At 48.2% G+C, this 19,463-nt stretch carries 15 protein-coding genes; all 15 read left to right on the forward strand.

Annotation, left to right across the window (positions count from 1 at the left end; all coding sequences use genetic code 11):
* Window positions 1-268 precede the first annotated feature (268 nt).
* The 15 genes from yfmF to glpK all read left to right on the forward strand — a co-directional run bounded on the left by yfmF (window position 269) and on the right by glpK (window position 19,459).
* On the forward strand, window positions 269-1,543 hold the full coding sequence (yfmF, locus tag DIJ65_RS07600; RefSeq protein WP_117300827.1) for an EF-P 5-aminopentanol modification-associated protein YfmF: 1,275 nt from the start codon (window positions 269-271) through the stop codon (window positions 1,541-1,543).
* Window positions 1,536-2,840 (forward strand): EF-P 5-aminopentanol modification-associated protein YfmH, encoded by a 1,305-nt coding sequence (yfmH, locus tag DIJ65_RS07605; protein WP_117300829.1) that lies wholly within the window; start codon window positions 1,536-1,538, stop codon window positions 2,838-2,840. The genes yfmF and yfmH overlap by 8 nt, the downstream gene beginning before the upstream one ends.
* A complete protein-coding gene (gene ymfI, locus DIJ65_RS07610; protein WP_117300831.1) occupies window positions 2,837-3,556 on the forward strand; it encodes an elongation factor P 5-aminopentanone reductase in 720 nt (239 codons plus the stop codon). The genes yfmH and ymfI overlap by 4 nt, the downstream gene beginning before the upstream one ends.
* Before the next feature lie 110 nt (window positions 3,557-3,666).
* The gene (locus DIJ65_RS07615; protein WP_117300833.1) at window positions 3,667-4,470 is read left to right on the forward strand and encodes a YmfK family protein; all 804 of its coding nucleotides are present in this window, start codon (window positions 3,667-3,669) and stop codon (window positions 4,468-4,470) included.
* 14 nt (window positions 4,471-4,484) lie between these two features.
* The gene (locus DIJ65_RS07620; protein WP_230321318.1) at window positions 4,485-5,381 is read left to right on the forward strand and encodes a helix-turn-helix domain-containing protein; all 897 of its coding nucleotides are present in this window, start codon (window positions 4,485-4,487) and stop codon (window positions 5,379-5,381) included.
* A gap of 50 nt (window positions 5,382-5,431) precedes the next feature.
* The gene (pgsA, locus tag DIJ65_RS07625; RefSeq protein WP_117300834.1) at window positions 5,432-6,010 is read left to right on the forward strand and encodes a CDP-diacylglycerol--glycerol-3-phosphate 3-phosphatidyltransferase; all 579 of its coding nucleotides are present in this window, start codon (window positions 5,432-5,434) and stop codon (window positions 6,008-6,010) included.
* A 190-nt stretch (window positions 6,011-6,200) separates the two neighbouring features.
* Window positions 6,201-7,436 carry a competence/damage-inducible protein A gene (locus DIJ65_RS07630; RefSeq protein ID WP_117300836.1) on the forward strand — a complete coding sequence of 412 codons (1,236 nt, stop codon included), beginning with the start codon at window positions 6,201-6,203 and terminating at the stop codon, window positions 7,434-7,436.
* Window positions 7,437-7,628: 192 nt separating this feature from the next.
* On the forward strand, window positions 7,629-8,690 hold the full coding sequence (recA, locus tag DIJ65_RS07635) for a recombinase RecA (protein ID WP_117300838.1): 1,062 nt from the start codon (window positions 7,629-7,631) through the stop codon (window positions 8,688-8,690).
* Window positions 8,691-8,986: 296 nt separating this feature from the next.
* Window positions 8,987-10,543, forward strand: a complete 1,557-nt coding sequence (gene rny, locus DIJ65_RS07640; RefSeq protein ID WP_117300840.1) for a ribonuclease Y — start codon at window positions 8,987-8,989, stop codon at window positions 10,541-10,543.
* A gap of 65 nt (window positions 10,544-10,608) precedes the next feature.
* Window positions 10,609-11,406 (forward strand): TIGR00282 family metallophosphoesterase, encoded by a 798-nt coding sequence (locus DIJ65_RS07645; RefSeq protein ID WP_117300979.1) that lies wholly within the window; start codon window positions 10,609-10,611, stop codon window positions 11,404-11,406.
* A gap of 100 nt (window positions 11,407-11,506) precedes the next feature.
* The gene (gene miaB, locus DIJ65_RS07650; RefSeq protein ID WP_117300842.1) at window positions 11,507-13,054 is read left to right on the forward strand and encodes a tRNA (N6-isopentenyl adenosine(37)-C2)-methylthiotransferase MiaB; all 1,548 of its coding nucleotides are present in this window, start codon (window positions 11,507-11,509) and stop codon (window positions 13,052-13,054) included.
* The gene (locus DIJ65_RS07655; protein ID WP_117300844.1) at window positions 13,055-13,483 is read left to right on the forward strand and encodes a YlbF/YmcA family competence regulator; all 429 of its coding nucleotides are present in this window, start codon (window positions 13,055-13,057) and stop codon (window positions 13,481-13,483) included.
* 128 nt (window positions 13,484-13,611) lie between these two features.
* Complete coding sequence (gene mutS, locus DIJ65_RS07660) at window positions 13,612-16,137, forward strand: DNA mismatch repair protein MutS (protein ID WP_117300846.1); 2,526 nt, start codon at window positions 13,612-13,614, stop codon at window positions 16,135-16,137.
* A gap of 4 nt (window positions 16,138-16,141) precedes the next feature.
* On the forward strand, window positions 16,142-17,950 hold the full coding sequence (gene mutL / locus DIJ65_RS07665; protein WP_117300847.1) for a DNA mismatch repair endonuclease MutL: 1,809 nt from the start codon (window positions 16,142-16,144) through the stop codon (window positions 17,948-17,950).
* Between the two features lie 15 nt (window positions 17,951-17,965).
* A complete protein-coding gene (gene glpK, locus DIJ65_RS07670) occupies window positions 17,966-19,459 on the forward strand; it encodes a glycerol kinase GlpK (protein WP_117300849.1) in 1,494 nt (497 codons plus the stop codon).
* Window positions 19,460-19,463 lie beyond the last annotated feature (4 nt).

Genomic DNA, 19,463 nt, shown 5'->3' on the forward strand with positions numbered 1-19,463 from the left:
TTATGGTCCAGACTCCCGTGGCCCAGCTCTTCGGGTCATAAGCCAAACAAGCTGCGTGGCAAAGAGCGCCACTTCTCTGGGTCGCCTTATACCTGTCAGAGCTGAACAGGCACTTCCGTTTTTCGCGACTGTGCGGCTTAAAACATGCCGCTTCGCCAGATTGTCTTATGCCTTTCAGAGCTCAACAGGCGCAGTCGCTTTTCTTTATTTGCAATTGGCTGAAACAGTTCGGTATAGTAAAAGAATGAACAATGAGAGGGGATTCCTAATGTTTGAAACTATCAGACTCGCAAAAGGCGTGAATGTCCACGTCAACGAAACTACACAATTCAAAACGATTAATATTTCAATAAAATTTAAAGATAAACTTTCCAAAGAAAAAGCATCGGCACGCTCGATTCTGGCAAACGTCCTGCAGCACAGCAACGAAGCTTACCCGTCCCATACTGCCCTTCGGATGGTGTTGGACGATTTATACGGAACTTCGCTGTATATGGACAGTTCCAAACGTGGAAATGAACATATTGTGAGCCTGAACGTCGAGACAGTGAATGATCAGTATCTTTCAGAAAGCGGCGTGCTCGAAAAAGTATTGAATCTGATGTATCTGGTTCTTTTCAAACCGAACCTCGAGCACGACCTTTTCAAAGAAACAATTTTCCAGCGGGAGAAAAATGCGGTAAAAGAGAGAATCGAGTCTCTTATTGATGATAAGACGCGCTACGCGCAGCAGCGCATGATGGACCTGGCACTGCCGGACCACCCGGCATCCATCCCGGCAACCGGTACAATCGAAGAAGTTGAAGCGATCAGCAACGAAAAGCTGATGGAAGAATACCGCACGATGATTGAGTCCAATGAAGTGGAAATCTATGCAGTCGGCGATGTGAAACCTGAAACGATCGCAGCATATATCAGAGATTACTTCCATTTCACGGACAGGGAGAAACCTCTCGCTGCACCTTCAATGGAATTGAAAAAACCGGCACAGCAGCGGGTTGCTGAATTTGAGGACATGAAACAAGGCAAATTGCATATGACGTTTTTCAGCCCGGTGACATTCCGTGATGAAAAATTCCCTGTCATGCAATTATTCAACGGGATTTTCGGCGGTTATGCGCATTCGAAATTGTTCGTCAATATCCGCGAAAAAGAGAGCATGGCCTATTATGTATCGAGTTCATATTCCTCCCAGTTCGGCCTGATGTTTGTGTTGGCCGGAATTGATGGAAAACTTGAAGAAAAGGCAGTCAAACTGATACTGCAGCAATTGGAAGAAATCAAAGCCGGAAATATAACGGACGTGGAATTTGGCCAGACTAAAGCGCTCCTTACCAATCAATTGACGGAAGCTCTTGATTCCGCCCGCGGCCAAATCGATATTTACGATCAATATATGGAGCTGGATGAGGGGTTCGAACCGGATTACCTGATCAGCAGATGGAATAAGGTGACAAAAGAAGACATCGCTCAGGCAGCACAGGATCTGAGCCTGGAAATGACGTATTTCCTGTCAGGAAAGGAAAGTGAAATAAATGCATAAAGTGGAATTCAAACAATTGGACGAAACCTTATACCATGAAAAATTGGACAACGGCCTTGAAGTGTTCATTTTGCCGAAAAAAGGGTTTTCCAAGACCTTTGCTACTTTCACCACCAAATATGGTTCGATTGATAACCACTTTGTTCCCCGCGGTGAAAAGGAAGCGATCAAAGTACCTGATGGCATCGCCCATTTTTTGGAACATAAAATGTTTGAAAAAGAAGAAGGAGATATTTTTCAGCAGTTCAGCAAACAGGGAGCATCAGCCAACGCGTTTACATCGTTTACGCGGACAGCATACCTGTTTTCAGCCACAGGGCAGCTGAATGAAAATATCGAAACCCTGCTTGATTTTGTCCAGGAACCTTATTTCACGGAATCGACCGTGGAAAAGGAGAAAGGCATCATTGCACAGGAAATCACCATGTACGATGACCAGCCGGATTGGCGCCTGTATTTCGGCATCATCGAAAATATGTATAAGAACCATCCGGTGAAAATCGATATTGCCGGAACTGTGGAGTCGATCCAGGACATCACTGCCGAACACTTGTATACCTGCTACAACACCTTTTACCATCCTTCCAATATGGTGCTGTTCGTCGTGGGCGCAGTGGACCCGGAAGCGATGATGAAGCTGGTCAAAGAAAACCAGTCACGCAAAACGTTTGAGGATGCACATGAAATCGAGAGAATCTTTCCGGATGAACCGGTCGAAACAGCGGTTAAGGAACGCGTGCTGACGATGAGCGTTCAGAAGCCGAAAGTTTTCGTCGGCATCAAGCCGGAGAAGATGGACATGCAAGGATCGGAAATGCTGAAACATGAACTTGCTGCCGAACTGGCCTTTGAGTTGCTGTTTGGCCGGACTTCCGATTTCTACCATAATGCTTATGAGAAAAACTGGATTGATGAGTCCTATTCTTTCGATTACTCACTGGAGAACGGATTCGGATATGCCATTATCGGATCGGATACAGCCGAACCACAGATCCTGGCAGATGAAATAAAACATACCATCGCCAATGCAGTTGAAAAATGGCCATTTGGACAGGCGGACCTCGACCGCATGCGCCGCAAGAAAATAGGCTTTTTCCTTCGGGCATTGAATTCCCCGGAGTATATCGCCAACCAGTTTACCCGTTACACATTCAACGGGATGAATCTTTTTGAGGTCGTACCGGTTCTTGAGGAAATCGAAGTGACGGACCTGCAGCAGGCATTTGCCCTGGTCAGTGCCGAAAGCCAGCAGTCCGTCTTTACGATCGAGCCGCCAGCCAAGAAGGAAGCGGAGTGAAGAAATTCGCCCTTGTTATGGGGGCTTCCGGAGAAATCGGGGAAAGCATTTCCCGCGTACTCGCTGCTTCGGGCTGGTCACTTTACCTTCATTGGAATACGAACCCGCCAGTCGAATTGGCGTCTTTCCTTCGAGAGGCTTATCCGCAGCTTGAGATTATCGAAGTTCATGCGGACCTTTCCAAGCCTGGTGCTTCGGAACGTCTGGCGAGCCAGGTGTTTGATGTATCCTGCATCGTTGTGGCGAGCGGCCACGCACTGGTGAAAATGCTGATGGATACGGATGATGGCGAAATGGATAGGCTTTGGCAGGTGCACGTTCAAAACCCTGTCTCCGCAATCCGGCAATTGTCGCATATATTCCAACGACATCCGAAATCCTATATTGTATTTATCTCCTCCATCTGGGGCGAAACAGGAGCTTCGATGGAAACTGTCTATTCCGCTGTGAAAGGGGCGCAGCTGGCATTTGTAAAAGCCTGTGCAAAAGAAATGGCTTCCTCAGGAACCCGGGTCAACGCCGTTGCACCCGGGTTTATCATGACCAAAATGAACAACGCGCTGGATCCCGCCGAACTGGAATCGATTCGTGAGGAAATCCCTCTTGGCATCGGCAAAACACAGGATGTCGCAGATGCGGTGGACTTTCTGGTGAGCGGAAAAGCGGACTATATTACTGGTCAGACTTTGCGAATAAACGGCGGCTGGCATATGTGAATGCCTTATTGCTTATTCTTTTGACGACCCCTTTTATTGCAGCACTAAATCAGCTATTATAAGAGGATAGGAATTTACTGAAAAATTGATAGCGAAAGGTCGGACGCTCAATGAGAGAATGGTATTTTGAATACGAAATTCAAGTGAACCGTCCGGGTTTGCTGGGAGATATAGCTTCGCTTCTTGGGATGTTGCGCGTTAATATTGTCACCATCAATGGTGTCGACCAGGGGCGGCGGGGAATGCTCTTGCGTGCAGAGCATGATGTGCAGCTTGAACGCTTTGAACAGATCCTTTCAACCATCGAAACGATTGCGGTCACGAAATTCCGTGAGCCGAAACTGCGCGATATTCTGGCGGTCCGCCACGGACGCTATATCCAACGCGATGCCGACGACCGGAAAACATTCCGTTTTGTCCGGGACGAACTCGGCCTCCTGGTCGATTTCATGGCGGAGATTTTTAAACAGGAAGGCCATAAACTGGTCGGACTGCGGGGCATGCCGCGTGTGGGCAAGACCGAATCCATCGTTGCTGCAAGTGTCAGTGCCAATAAAAAATGGATTTTCCTGTCATCCACTATGATCAAACAAACTGTAAGAAATCAGCTGATGGGCGATGAATTCAGTGAGAATAATATTTTCATACTGGATGGCATTGTTACACGCCGCGCCCATGATGAACGCCACATGCAGCTTGTCCGTGAAATGATGCGTATGCCTACCATCAAAGTGGTGGAACACCCGGATATGTTCATCCAGCAATCCGAATACAGCATCGAAGATTTCGATTATATCATCGAATTGCGCCATCATCCTGATGAAGAAATTACTTATGAAATAATGGAAAAGAATAATTTTACAAATGATAAGAGCCAGATGGATGATATGTTTGGCGGCGGATTTAATTTTTAGGCAGGCAGGTGATCGTGTTGAATGAAATGGGTACTCGTCTGAAAGAGGCGAGAATCGCAAAAGGTTACAGCCTGGAAGATTTACAGGATGTAACCAAAATACAGAAACGCTATTTGGCGGGCATTGAAGAAGGCAATTACAGCATGATGCCCGGACAGTTTTATGTCCGTGCTTTTATAAAGCAGTATGCCGAAGCTGTCGGACTGAATGCCGATGAACTTTTGGAACAGCATAAAGCGGAAATGCCGGAGACGACAAAAGAGCAGGTCGGCAAACCGATGGCTGCACCGTCCCCGTCCCGCAGGAAATCGATTTCAAAATCGTCTTCCAACAGCCGGATCAACGAAAAAATGCCGATGATCATCGTCGCGTTGTTTATCGTTGTCATTATTTTTGTGACGTGGTTCTTCTATAATATGCTGGCGCAAAACGATCCGACGGAAGAAGAAACAGGAACGGATGACGGTCTGCAATACGAGGCTCCTGCTGAAAATACTTCCTCCGCAACCGAGGGAGAAGCACCAGCTGATGAAGAAGAAGCGGCCGAAGAAGCAACAGAAGAGCCGGCCGAAGATGAAGCTGCAGAACCGGACACTGAAATTAGCGTTGCGGGAACTGACGGCCAGACGACGACATACCAATGGACAGGACCTGCTGAGCGGGAGTTGAACATGGATGTTTCCGGCCCATCATGGGTTGCGGTCACAAATGAGAACCAAGAAGAGCTTACTACCCCAGTCGAGATGCAGGCTGGCCAAAGCGAAACCATAGATCTCACAGATGAATCTTATGTGCGCTTGCGTCTCGGTGCTGCACCGAACGTGGAACTGACGCTGAACGGTGAATCGATCGAATATGAACAGGATCTGACAACGCAAAACATTGTCATTGAATTTACAGACGCTGAATAGCCATCTAAACAGATGGCTATTTTTCTTGAAAGAAAGGAAGGGGAAGAAAAATGAATATACCAAACAAGATCACGGTTTCACGCATTCTTTTAATACCGGTTTTTATGATATTCATGTTGGTTGATTTTGGCTGGGGAGAAATGACCTTGTTTGGCGCCACAATGCCGATCACCCATTTTATCGGAGCACTTATTTTCATTTTTGCATCATTGACGGATTGGGTGGATGGGTTTTATGCCCGCAAATATAACCTTGTGACGACTTTCGGCAAATTCCTTGATCCATTGGCTGACAAATTGCTCGTTTCAGCGGCCTTAATCATATTGGTGGAACTCGGCTTTGCGCCATCGTGGATTGTTATCATCATCATCAGCCGGGAATTTGCGGTCACAGGTCTTCGGCTTGTGCTTGCAGGCGAAGGAGAAGTGGTGGCAGCCGGGAACCTGGGCAAGATCAAAACGACTGCGCAGATCCTTGCGGTATCCTCTCTGCTGTTGTATGATACGATTTTCACATTGATCGGTCTGCCGTTCGGTTTGATAATGCTCTATGTTGCCCTGATCTTTACGGTATGGTCAGGCTGGGATTATTTTTACGCGAACAGAAAAGCGCTGATGGTTTCGAAATAAGGGTGGCAATCTTTCATACCATCCGCCTGTAAAATGTAAGATTAAAAATCAGCTTGTATATGACGGTTCGGCGCTTTGCGCAAAGGCAAAGATCGTGCTCGTGAGCTGTGCTCACTCTGGATTTTGTGGCATATCGACTTTATTGGTTTTATTCAACTTAAATAATGCACAACAGAAAGGGGTTTGACCGATGAATGCAGAAATTATTGCGGTAGGTTCAGAATTGCTGCTCGGACAGATTACGAATACGAATGCCCGTTTTGTTTCAGGCCATTTGGCTGAACTCGGCATCAACGTCTATTACCATACAGCGGTGGGCGACAATCCCGAACGGCTCGAACAGGCGATCCAAATTGCTGAAGGCCGGGCAGACCTGATCATTTTCTCAGGCGGGCTGGGGCCCACGAAAGACGATTTGACTAAAGAGACAATCGCAAGGCATCTGGGCACTACGCTCGAGAAGGATGAACACGCGATGAATTCGATCGAAGCCTATTTCGAGCGCGTCAAACGTCCGATGACTGAAAACAATAAAAAACAGGCAATGGTTCTAAAGGGCAGTGAAGTGCTCGTCAATGACAATGGGATGGCACCCGGCATGTTTTACATGCACGAAGGGCGTGTCTATATCCTGTTGCCTGGACCGCCGCATGAAATCGAGCCGATGTTCCAATTTGAAGCCAAGCCGAAATTGATTCGCATGCTCAACAAAGAAAATGTCATCATTTCGCATGTTCTCCGGTTTTACGGTATTGGAGAAGCGGCATTGGAAGACCTTCTGGACAGTATTCTGGAAAAGCAGACGAATCCGACAATCGCCCCTTTGGCATCTGCGGATGAAGTGACTTTGCGGATTACTGCCAAAACAGATACCACAGAACAAGCCTGGCAGCTGATCAATGAAGCAAAACGTGAAATTCTTGAGGTTGTGGGCCAATACCTTTATGGATATGACGATGATTCGCTTGCATCCCGGGCAGTGGACTTGCTGAAGCAGGAAAACAAGACAATTTCAGCTGCAGAAAGCCTGACTGCCGGACTGTTCCAGTCAGAACTTGCTTCTGTTTCTGGAGCCAGTGCGGTTCTTTCGGGTGGTGTCATTGTATATAATGAAGAAACCAAAATCAGCCAGCTTGGTATTGCTGCTGAACTGTTGGACAGCCATGGCGTTGTGAGCGAAGAAACGGCAATTGCGATGGCGGATGCAGTCCGTAAAAAGTTTGGGACTGACTATGGCATCGGACTGACAGGAGCAGCCGGGCCGGATGCCCACGGAGGCGAGCCTGCGGGAACTGTTTGGATCGGCATCGCATCAGAGTCGGGGAGTGAGGCATACCGGCTTCAATTGTCCGGCATGCGCAACACCAACCGCATCCGTGCTGTGAAACTGGCTTTGCATTATTTAATACGAACACTGACCCCTTAAAAAAACGCGCAAAATTCATTTTTGCGCGTTTTTCCATTCCATAACTCGAATATGGTCTCTATATAAGTTTCAAAATCGTGATTTCGAATGCGAACACGAATAAACGTTCGCTTTTTTCTTGTGTATTTCTCAATAACCTAGTATACTAGAAACAGGTAGAAAAATTGGTTTTAATTAAGAGGAGGATTTCTTTTGAGTGATCGTAAAGCAGCGTTAGATGTTGCGTTAAAACAAATTGAAAAACAATTTGGTAAAGGTTCAGTTATGAAATTAGGAGAAAAAAGTGACCGGAATATTTCATCGGTTTCCAGTGGTTCACTGGCAGTTGACTCTGCACTTGGAATAGGCGGATATCCACGTGGCCGTGTCATCGAAATTTACGGTCCTGAAAGTTCAGGTAAAACGACAGTTTCCCTCCACGCCATTGCGGAAGTCCAGGCTTCAGGCGGAACAGCAGCATTTATCGATGCAGAGCATGCGCTCGATCCGGTTTATGCACAGAACCTTGGCGTTAACATTGATGAGTTACTGTTGTCTCAGCCCGATACAGGTGAACAGGCTTTGGAAATCTGCGAAGCACTGGTGCGAAGCGGAGCTGTGGATATCGTCGTAATCGACTCGGTTGCTGCACTTGTTCCAAAAGCGGAAATTGAAGGGGAAATGGGCGATTCGCACATGGGCTTGCAAGCCCGTCTGATGTCTCAGGCCCTCCGTAAATTGTCCGGTATCATCAATAAATCGAATTCAATCGTAATCTTTATCAACCAGGTCCGTGAGAAGATCGGTGTGATGTTCGGTAATCCTGAAACAACAACCGGTGGACGTGCATTGAAATTCTATTCTTCCATCCGTATGGAAGTGCGTCGTGCCGAAGCTTTGAAATCCGGCAACGACATCATCGGTAACAGAACGAAGATCAAGATCGTCAAAAACAAAGTTGCACCACCGTTCCGTACGGCAGAAGTGGATATCATGTACGGCAAAGGGATTTCGCGTGAAGGTGAAATCGTTGATATCGGTGCAGAACTCGAAATCATCCAGAAGAGTGGTTCATGGTATTCCTATAAAGAGGAGCGTATCGGCCAGGGCCGTGAGAATGCGAAGCAATTCCTTCGCGACCACGAAGATATCCGCAATGAGGTTGCAGGGAAAATTCGTGAACAGTACGGCATGGCGGCAGCGTCATATACAATTGCCGCTACAAAAGAAGAACCTGAAGACTTCAATCTCCTGATCGATGAGGACGATAAATAAGTTTGAGCCCCAACAGCCGGTGGTGCCAAAGCGATGCTTTGGTTCTGCCGGTTTTTTATTTCGGATTTGGAAATTGCAAAGTTCCACTGGTGCTGGCGTGGCAAAGTCTGAAACGCAGTCCGAAGGTTTACTGGACCACATGCTGCCTGAATTCCGCGATATCAGCGGGTTGACACTTTAAAGGTCCATCTATACAATTAAAACTGTATAATTTACTAATTTTACAGCATTAGAGTAGCAAGAAAATTTAATCTATTTTTGAAACGTTAAAACGAATAGCAAGAGGAGGTGTCCGAATGGAAAACGTGATCATCTTCGCTTTGCTTGGTATCATCGTCGGTATAGTTGTTGGTTATTTTGTAATGAAAAAATCAAATGAATCCAAAATGGCAGGTGCGAGAAACTCTGCAGAGCAAGTTATTGAAGATGCTAAGAGAGAAGCCGAAGCGCTGAAAAAAGAAGCCCTATTGGAAGCAAAAGACGAAAATCACAAATTGCGTACTGAAACAGAATCTGATATTCGGGAACGCCGATCAGAACTTCAAAAACAGGAGAATCGGTTGTTGCAGAGAGAAGAAAATTTAGATCGCAAGGATGATGCATTAAACAAAAGGGAAGCTGGGCTTGAACGCAAAGATGAAGCCCTTGCCGAAAAACAACAGCATATTGAACAGATGGAAAGCAAAGCTGAAGAACTGGTTCAACAGCAGCAATCCGAAATGGAACGGATTTCATCATTGACACGCGAAGAAGCGAAGTCGATCATCCTGCAGCAGGTTGAAAATGAACTTTCAACCGATATTGCCGTGATGGTCAAAGAAACTGAAGCCCGTGCCAAAGAGGAATCCGATAAAAAGGCCAAAAACATTTTGTCACTGGCGATGCAGCGTTTCGCGGCAGACCATGTGGCGGAGACGACTGTATCAGTTGTCAATCTGCCGAACGATGAGATGAAAGGCCGTATTATTGGACGTGAAGGCCGTAACATCCGAACACTTGAAACATTGACCGGAATCGATTTGATCATCGATGATACGCCTGAAGCGGTTATTCTTTCAGGTTTCGACCCGATCAGACGCGAGACTGCGAGATTGGCACTCGAAAAACTGGTATCCGATGGCCGTATCCATCCGGCACGGATTGAAGAGATGGTTGAAAAATCCAGACGCGAAGTCGATGAGCAAATCCGTGAAATTGGTGAACAAACCACATTTGACGTTGGGGTACATAATCTGCATCCCGATTTGATCAAAATTCTTGGCCGTCTGCGTTACCGCACAAGTTACGGGCAAAATGTCCTCAAGCACTCAGTGGAGGTCGCATTCCTCTCCGGCTTGATGGCGGCGGAACTTGGCGAAGATGTCACTTTGGCACGGCGCGCAGGATTGCTTCATGACATCGGTAAAGCGATCGACCATGAAGTGGAAGGCAGCCATGTTGAAATCGGGGTTGAGCTTGGAACCAAATACAAAGAGCATCCAGTCGTCATCAACAGTATCGCGTCCCACCACGGCGACACCGAAGCGACATCGATTATTTCGGTTATCGTTGCAGCAGCGGATGCCCTATCAGCGGCACGTCCGGGAGCGAGAAGTGAGACATTGGAAAACTATATCCGCCGTCTGGAAAAACTTGAAGAAATTTCAGAATCCTATGAAGGCGTTGAGAAATCATTCGCCATTCAAGCGGGACGCGAAATTCGCATCATGGTCAGACCGGAACAGATTGATGATATGACTGCACACCGTCTGGCTCGCGATATCCGTAAGCGGATTGAAGAAGAGCTTGATTATCCGGGACACATCAAAGTGACCGTAATCAGGGAAACCAGAGCAGTTGAATACGCAAAATAATAGGATAAAGGCTTCGATGAATGTCTATTCAAAGAAGCCTTTTTCTTATGGAAAAAGGTGAGAGCATGAAAGTTTTATTTATTGGAGATATTGTGGGCTCGATTGGCCGCGATGCATTGGAGTCCTACCTGCCGCGCCTGAAGAAAAAATATCAGCCGGATGCGGTGATTGCAAACGGCGAGAACGCTGCTGCAGGAAGAGGGATCACGAAATCGATTTACCAGGATCTTCTCTTCATGGGCGTGGATATGGTGACGATGGGCAATCACACCTGGGATCAGAAAGAGATCTTTGATTTTATTGATGATGTGGATTATTTGATCCGTCCGGCGAACTTCTCTTCGGAAGCGCCGGGGCGGGGAATGGCAACCCTGACGAAGAATGGCAAAACATTATCGGTGATCAACCTTCATGGCCGGGTATTTCTGCCGCCGCACGATGATCCATTCCAAAAAGCGGACGAACTGCTGGCAGAAGCGAAAGCTGTTTCCCCGCTGGTATTTGTGGATTTCCACGCAGAAGCGACAAGTGAAAAAATCGCCATGGGCTGGCACCTTGATGGGCGCGCATCCGTGGTCGTTGGTACGCATACACATGTCCAAACCGCGGATTCGCGCATCCTTCCGGGTGGCACAGCCTATATTTCGGACGTCGGCATGACGGGTCCGTACGATGAAGTGCTTGGCATGAGCAAGGATTCGGTGCTTTACCGCTTTAAAACCAATATGCCAACACGTTTCGAGGTGCCAAAACGCGGACGTGCTGTCGTCAGCGGATTTTTCACTGAAATTGATGATGAAACAGGCAAAGCTGTGTCCTGTGAGCGAATCTATATCAATGAAGACTACCCCTTCCGGGGATAAATGGCCAGTTGGTGACGATTCTCCGACAATTCCATAGAATGACTTGTCGGAAGACAGGCTGTTTCAGTATAATTACGGTATAGTTGAAAGGGGTTTCTCGATGAATGAAGACCAGCGTTTGCATTCGACCCAAGTAACGGCTTCCCGAACGGACGATAAGACCGAAAAGGATTACAGCCAGTACTTTCAAAATGTCTATACTGCACCTTCATTGAAAAACGCTAAAAAGCGCGGAAAAGAGCAGGTGTCCTATGTGGATAATTTTGCAGTCGATTCCCGCTTTGAAAATATGGGCCGAGGTCGGAGATTCTATATCCGCACTTACGGCTGTCAAATGAATGAGCATGATACTGAAGTAATCGCCGGTATACTGATGCAGCTCGGTTACGAACCCACCGAGTCAGTCAAGGACGCCAATGTGATTCTGCTGAATACGTGTGCCATCCGTGAAAATGCGGAAAATAAGGTATTCGGTGAACTTGGTCATTTCAAGCCTTTGAAACTGGAGAATCCGGATCTGCTGATCGGTGTCTGCGGCTGCATGTCGCAGGAAGAATCAGTGGTCCATAAAATCCTGAAAACCTACGACCAGGTTGATATGATTTTTGGAACACATAATATTCACCGCCTGCCGGAGATTCTCGACAATGCCTATAAGTCGAAAGAGATTGTCATCGACGTATGGTCGAAAGAAGGCGATGTCATCGAGAATCTGCCGAAGGAGCGGAAAGGCAAGATCAAAGCGTGGGTTAACATCATGTACGGCTGCGATAAGTTCTGTACGTACTGCATCGTGCCGTATACGCGCGGCAAAGAACGCTCCAGGCGTCCGGAGGATATCATCCGGGAAGTTCGCCACCTTGCCGCACAGGGCTATAAGGAAGTCACATTGCTGGGGCAGAACGTCAATGCCTATGGCAAGGATTTCGCTGACAGCGATTACCGGCTCGGAGACCTGATGGAGGAGTTGGGAAAAATCGATATTCCCCGCATCCGGTTTACGACAAGCCACCCAAGGGATTTCGATGATCATCTGATCGGGGTCCTTGCCCAAGGCGGAAATCTTGTCGACCACATCCATTTACCTGTACAATCAGGGTCGACGGGTATGCTGAAAATTATGGCCCGCAAGTACACACGGGAACAATATATCGAACTGGTCCGAAAAATCCGGGCTGCGATTCCAACGGTATCATTGACAACCGATATTATTGTCGGTTTTCCAAATGAAACCGATGAACAGTTCGAAGAAACGATGTCGTTATTCCGGGAAATCGGCTATGAGATGGCGTTCACTTACATCTATTCCCCAAGGGAAGGGACTCCGGCTGCGAAAATGGAGGATAACATCCCGATGGAAGTAAAGAAAGAGCGCCTGCAGCGCCTCAACGAACTGGTCAAGGAACAGGCGCTGGCCGCCATGCAGTCTTACCAGGGGCAAGTGGTGGAAGTATTGGTTGAAGGCGAGAGCAAGAAAAATCCGGATGTTTTGTCCGGCTATACGGCGAAAAACAAACTTGTCAATTTCGTCGGGTCGAAGTCGATCGTCGGCCAACTTGTCAAAGTGAAAATAACTGAAACTAAAACATGGTCGCTGAACGGAGAACTTTCAGAAGTTGCCGCCGGCCAAGAAGTGGGTGTCCAATAGATGACTTATTCAAAAGATGAAATCGTAGCAAAAGCACGTGAAGTGGCGGACATGATCGCCGAGACCGAAGAAGTTGACTTCTTCAAACGTGCAGAAGCACAAATCAATGAAAACCAGCAGATTCGCGAAAAAATCGCCAGTCTGAAAAGCCTTCAGAAGCAAGCGGTCAACTTCCAGCATTACGGCAAAGAACGTGCGCTCGAATTGATCGAAGGCAAAATCAAGAAAATCGAAGATGATATCGACGCAGTGCCGATTGTGCAGGAGTTCAAGCAATCCCAGAGCGATGTAAATTCATTGCTCCAGATGGTGTCGACTGCAATCGCCAACCAGGTGACAAACAACATCATCACTGAAACAGGCGGCGACTTGCTGCGCGGCGAAACAGGTTCGAAAGTGAAAAACGATTCACCTGGAAGCTGTTCGTAAGCCTGCAACCCCAATAGAAAGTAATAGTTAAAACCGGAAGAGCCACATTGCTCTTTCGGTTTTTCTTTTATGCCCGCATTTTTGTTATAATGGAGAAACGAAGAATCGAATGCGAAAGAGGTTTTAAAATGGCGATTACACCAATGATGCAACAATACTTCCAAGTGAAAGCGGATTACCAGGATGCATTCCTTTTTTTCCGCCTTGGAGATTTTTATGAAATGTTTTATGACGATGCCCTGCAGGCGTCCCAATTACTTGAAATTACGCTGACCAGCAGGGGCGGTAATGGCGATGACCGGATTCCGATGTGCGGCGTGCCGCACCATGCGGCGAAGAATTACATAGACCAGCTCATTGCGAAAGGCCATAAAGTCGCCATCTGTGAACAGGTGGAAGATCCGAAATTGACGAAAGGTGTCGTCAAACGGGAAGTAGTGCGCCTCATCACACCGGGCACCCATACCGAAGGCAAAAGCGTGGACTCCAAATCGAACCACTTTATCGCGGCAGCGGAAGAATTGCCGGGCGGCTTTTCTTTATCCTACATCGATATCTCTACGGGAGAATCGACGGCCACATACATAATGGGCGAGGGGAAATCGCTGCTGCAGGAACTGCAGTCACTTGGAATCCGCGAACTGGTTGTCTCGGACTCCCTGTTCTTACTATTGAACGAAGATGCACAGGACTTATTATTGTCGATTGAACCGATGGAATTTTTCTATGATCTTGATGGATTGCTGGTAAAAGAATGTCCGCCGGAACTGACAGGCAGCAGCCACCGCTTGCTGACGTATATCGCGCAGACACAGAAGCAGTCACTGGAGCATATTCAGCCTTTTGTCTATCACGAAGAAGGGCAGTTGCTCAGCATCGATTTTCATTCCAAGCGCAATCTGGAATTATTGCAGTCGATCCGCGGAGGGGAAACGAAAGGGACGCTCCTGTGGCTGCTGGATGAAACCGTCACCGCAATGGGCAGCCGCAAGCTGAAGCAATGGCTGCATCAGCCGCTGGCAAACCGGCCCCGTATCGAACTTCGCCAGCAGATGGTCGAATCGCTCATTGAACATTATTTCAGCCGTGTTGAATTGCAGAATGCCCTGAAGGAAGTGTATGACCTGGAGCGGTTGAGCGGACGCATTGCATTTGGCAGTGCCAGTGGCCGCGATTTGGCGCAGCTCAGAAGTTCACTGGAAAAAGTTCCGGCCCTCATTGAAGAGTTGAGCGGATCGGGCAACCGGCAGCTTTCTGATTATGCCGGCACGCTGGACCACTGCGGAGAAGTCTGTGAATTGCTCCAGGCAATCAGCGACAGCCCCCCATTATCTGCAAAAGAAGGGGGCGTCATACGGGAAGGCTACAACAAGCAATTGGATGAATACCGGGATGCTTCGCGCAATGGCAAAGACTGGATTGCCCAGCTCGAGCAGCAGGAGCGCCAAAGGTCGGGCATCAAATCGCTGAAAATCGGCTATAACCGGATTTTTGGGTATTATATCGAAATTTCAAAAGCCAATATGCATCTGGCCGACCTGAACCGCTATGAACGCAAACAGACGTTGGCAAATGCCGAAAGGTATATTACGCCGGAGTTGAAAGAAAAGGAAAGCCTGATCCTGACTGCGGAGGAAGATAGCCTTGCTCTGGAATACAAATTGTTTACCGTGATTCGTGATGAAGTGAAACAGTATATTTCACGTATTCAAAATCTCGCATCAACTTTGAGTGCATTGGATGTATTCCTCAGTTTTGCGAATGTGGCAGAAAAATACCGCTTTACGAAACCGTCATTTACAGACACTCGGGAAATATCGATTGTCGGTGGACGTCATCCGGTAGTTGAAAAGATGCTCAACAGGCAGCATTATGTGCCGAATGATTGCGAGCTGAAGGAAGACAGCAATATGCTGCTCATTACCGGGCCGAATATGTCCGGTAAAAGTACGTACATGCGCCAGGTGGCTCTGACAATAGTACTCGCGCAAATCGGCAGTTACGTACCGGCGGAATCAGCAAAGCTTCCGGTGACTGACCAGATTTTCACGCGCATCGGAGCGGCAGATGACCTTGTCTCCGGACAAAGCACGTTCATGGTCGAAATGCTCGAGTCCCAATATGCCATCACCCATGCCACGGAGAGGAGCCTGCTGCTGTTTGATGAAATCGGCCGCGGGACTTCCACATATGATGGCATGGCATTGGCCCAGTCGATGATTGAGTATATCCATAAGGAAATTGGGGCCAATACATTATTCTCCACACATTATCATGAGCTGACGGCGCTCGATCAATCACTCGAGCGTTTAAACAACGTCCATGTGGCAGCAATGGAACAATCGGGTAAAGTGGTATTTCTCCATAAAGTGAAGCCTGGACCGGCAGACAAAAGCTACGGGATCCATGTCGCTGAACTCGCCAATCTGCCGCAGCCCATCCTGTCCCGTGCACGCGAATTATTGAAAACGTTTGAGGAAGAAAAGAAGCAGCAAATCCAGCATATCGAACAATTATCTTTCTTCGATGACCGCGACACAGACTCAGAAGAAGTGGTCCAGGCAATTTCGGAGGCCGATATATCATCGATGACACCGCTTGAAGCCTTGCAGATGATTAACCAACTGCAACAGAAGCTTAGCCGGAAGGAGTGATTCCATGGGGAAAATCCGTTTGATGGATGAACCTTTATCAAATAAGATTGCAGCAGGTGAAGTGGTTGAGCGGCCGACATCGGTCGTCAAGGAATTGGTGGAGAACGCCATTGATGCCGGCAGCGGGACGGTCGAAGTCCTGTTGGAAGAAGCCGGGCTCACTTCAATCCACATCATAGATAACGGAGCGGGAATGGACAGGGAAGATGCTTTGCTGTCTTTTTCCCGTCACGCCACCAGCAAAATTGCGAATGAACATGACTTATTCCGAATCCGGACGCTCGGGTTCCGGGGAGAAGCGCTGGCAAGTATCGCTTCTGTCTCGAAAGTGACTCTGCAGACTTCAGATGGTGTCAACGGCACATTCGTGAACCTGGAGGGTGGAAGGCTGGTGGAGAGCCGGCCAAATGCGCTGCGCCAGGGAACCGATATTAAGGTCGAGCAATTGTTTTTTAATACGCCAGCACGTTTGAAGTACATGAAGACCCTGCAAACGGAACTCGGCCATACGATCGATTTGATGAACCGGTTCGCACTCAGTTATCCGGCGGTGGCTTTCAAACTGGTCCATGACGGCAAAACCATTCTGCAGACTTCGGGCAGTGGAGAAATCCGCCGTGTGCTTGCAGATATCTACGGTGTTGCCATCGCGAAAAAAATGATTCCGTTTGAAGGGGAGACGCAGGATTACAAAGTGTCCGGCTTTACTTCTCTGCCGGAAATCACGCGTGCCAATAAAAACTATATTTCCTTATTCGTCAACGGCCGGTGGGTGAAGCATTACGCCATTGCCACAACCGTGCACCGGGCATATCATACGTTTTTGCCGCTTGAGCGGCAACCGATTGCCGTTCTGAATATTGAAGGCGATCCCTATTTGACCGATGTCAACGTCCATCCCTCAAAACAGCAGATTCGCCTGAGCAAAGAAAAAGAATTGATGGAATTGATCCATCAGACGATTCGGCAGGCAGTGGGCGCTGCGGTCCGGGCTCCGGTCATCGAAGAACCCAAACCGAAAAAAACGACGTTTTCGCCGTCGAGTCAACTCGACCTCTGGAAGACTTCCGTCACGGTGAAGGAACCGCAAGCAGCAGAAAAACCGCCATACAGTTCTCCGGTGACAGAACAAGAAGAATTGGAGGCAGCAGCCCAGGCAGACCCGGAGCCGATTTCACCTCCCCAGGAATATTCTTCTGCAGTTGAGGGAATGGAAGAAAGTCCTCAGTTTCCTGAGCTGGAAGTGGTTGGCCAGATTCATGGCACATATATCGTTGCCCAAAGTTCTGACGGCTTTTATCTCGTCGACCAGCATGCTGCGCAGGAACGGATCAAGTATGAATACTTTCGTGAAAAAGTGGGTCAGGCCGATGCAATGGAACGGCAGCCGCTGTTGCTGCCATTGACATTCCACTACAGCAGGGACGAAGCACTGCGCCTGCAGGACAACCTGGCCAGTCTGGCAGAAATCGGTGTGTTTCTGGAAGTGTTCGGTGATGCGTCGTTTATCGTAAGAGAGCATCCGACCTGGTTCCCGAAAGGTTTTGAACAGGAAATTGTTGAAGAGCTGATTGAACAGATTTTGAACGGCAACCGTGCGGATGTAAAAAAATTGCGTGAAGACGCAGCAATCATGATGAGCTGCAAGCGCTCCATCAAGGCGAACCATTATCTGCAGAAACAGGATATGGAACAATTGCTGGCAGATCTCAAAAGAGCCGAGCAGCCTTTTACCTGTCCACATGGCAGGCCTGTCATCATACATTTCAGAACCTACGATGTCGAAAAAATGTTTAAACGCATCATGAATTAAAGGAGGTATGTTGTCGTGGAAAGCTATATCCTATCCATCGACCAGGGAACGACAAGTTCCCGGGCGATCCTGTTCAACAAAAAAGGTGAAGTGGTCCATAGCTCCCAAAAGGAATTCAAGCAATATTATCCGAAACCGGGCTGGGTCGAACACAACGCCAGTGAAATCTGGGGTTCCGTCCTGTCGGTACTGGCTGCTGCATTGACCGAAAGCGGCATCCAGCAAACCCAGATTGCCGGGATCGGCATCACAAACCAGCGTGAAACGACAGTGGTGTGGAACAAGAAAACCGGCCAACCCGTCTATCCCGCGATTGTCTGGCAGTCGCGGCAGACACAGTCAATCATCGATGAGCTGAAAAAAGAAAATCTCGGAGAATGGTTCCGGAACAAGACGGGCCTGCTGCTGGATCCTTACTTTTCCGGCACAAAAGTCAAGTGGATCCTCGACAATGTGGAAGGTGCCAGGGAAGCCGCTGAACAGGGTGATTTGCTGTTCGGCACAATCGATTCGTGGCTGATCTGGAAAATGACCGATGGAAAAGTACACGTGACGGATCCTTCCAATGCCTCCCGAACTTTGCTCTATAATATCTTCGACTTGAAGTGGGATGAGGAAATCTGCGGGAAACTGGGCATCCCGATGCAAATGCTGCCGGAAGTCAAGTCTTCATCCGAGGTATATGGTCACACAGATCCAAATGTATTCTTCGGTCAGCGCGTTCCGATTGCCGGAATCGCAGGAGACCAGCAGGCGGCCCTTTTTGGCCAGCATTGCATCGAAAAAGGAATGGCGAAGAATACATACGGCACAGGCTGCTTTCTGCTGATGAATACCGGTGAAGAGCCGGTCCAGTCGGCCAATGGCCTGTTGACAACCATTGCATGGGGGCTTGACGGAAAAGTCGTCTATGCCCTCGAAGGCAGCGTATTCGTCGCTGGATCAGCGATTCAGTGGCTGCGTGACGGCATGCGCATGTTAAAGAATGCGGCGGATTCGGAAGATTACGCAAAACGTGTTCCTTCGACGGATGGCGTCTACATGGTACCCGCATTTGTGGGTCTCGGAACGCCTTATTGGGACTCTGAAGCCCGCGGTGCAGTGTTCGGGCTGACCAGAGGCACCGAAAAAGAACATTTCATCCGTGCGACATTGGAATCCCTGGCTTATCAGACAAAAGATGTGCTGGACTGCATGGAACAGGATTCCGGCATCGACATCAAAGTTTTGCGAGCGGACGGAGGAGCCGTAGCGAATGCCTTTTTGATGCAATTCCAAAGCGATATTCTTCAAAAGGATGTGGAATTGGCCCGGCTCAATGAAACTACAGCCCTAGGTGCAGCATATCTCGCAGGACTTGCAACAGGGTTTTGGGGTAATTTGGATGAAATTGGAATGTTGGCATCACACCAGCAAGTTTATCAACCGGCATTAGATGAAAAGAACCGGGACGAATTATATGCGGGGTGGAAAAAGGCGGTTGCCGCCACCCGTCAATTCAGTAGATGAGGGG

Source organism: Planococcus salinarum (assembly GCF_007004625.1).
In the GTDB taxonomy this organism is placed as follows: domain Bacteria; phylum Bacillota; class Bacilli; order Bacillales_A; family Planococcaceae; genus Planococcus; species Planococcus salinarum.

Coding starts and splice junctions, on each gene's coding strand:
- yfmF (WP_117300827.1), top strand. CDS start 269: ATGTTTGAAACTATCAGACTCGCAAAAGGCGTGAATGTCCACGTCAAC.
- yfmH (WP_117300829.1), top strand. CDS start 1,536: ATGCATAAAGTGGAATTCAAACAATTGGACGAAACCTTATACCATGAA.
- DIJ65_RS07615 (WP_117300833.1), top strand. CDS start 3,667: ATGAGAGAATGGTATTTTGAATACGAAATTCAAGTGAACCGTCCGGGT.
- pgsA (WP_117300834.1), top strand. CDS start 5,432: ATGAATATACCAAACAAGATCACGGTTTCACGCATTCTTTTAATACCG.
- DIJ65_RS07630 (WP_117300836.1), top strand. CDS start 6,201: ATGAATGCAGAAATTATTGCGGTAGGTTCAGAATTGCTGCTCGGACAG.
- rny (WP_117300840.1), top strand. CDS start 8,987: ATGGAAAACGTGATCATCTTCGCTTTGCTTGGTATCATCGTCGGTATA.
- DIJ65_RS07645 (WP_117300979.1), top strand. CDS start 10,609: ATGAAAGTTTTATTTATTGGAGATATTGTGGGCTCGATTGGCCGCGAT.
- miaB (WP_117300842.1), top strand. CDS start 11,507: ATGAATGAAGACCAGCGTTTGCATTCGACCCAAGTAACGGCTTCCCGA.
- DIJ65_RS07655 (WP_117300844.1), top strand. CDS start 13,055: ATGACTTATTCAAAAGATGAAATCGTAGCAAAAGCACGTGAAGTGGCG.
- mutS (WP_117300846.1), top strand. CDS start 13,612: ATGGCGATTACACCAATGATGCAACAATACTTCCAAGTGAAAGCGGAT.
- mutL (WP_117300847.1), top strand. CDS start 16,142: ATGGGGAAAATCCGTTTGATGGATGAACCTTTATCAAATAAGATTGCA.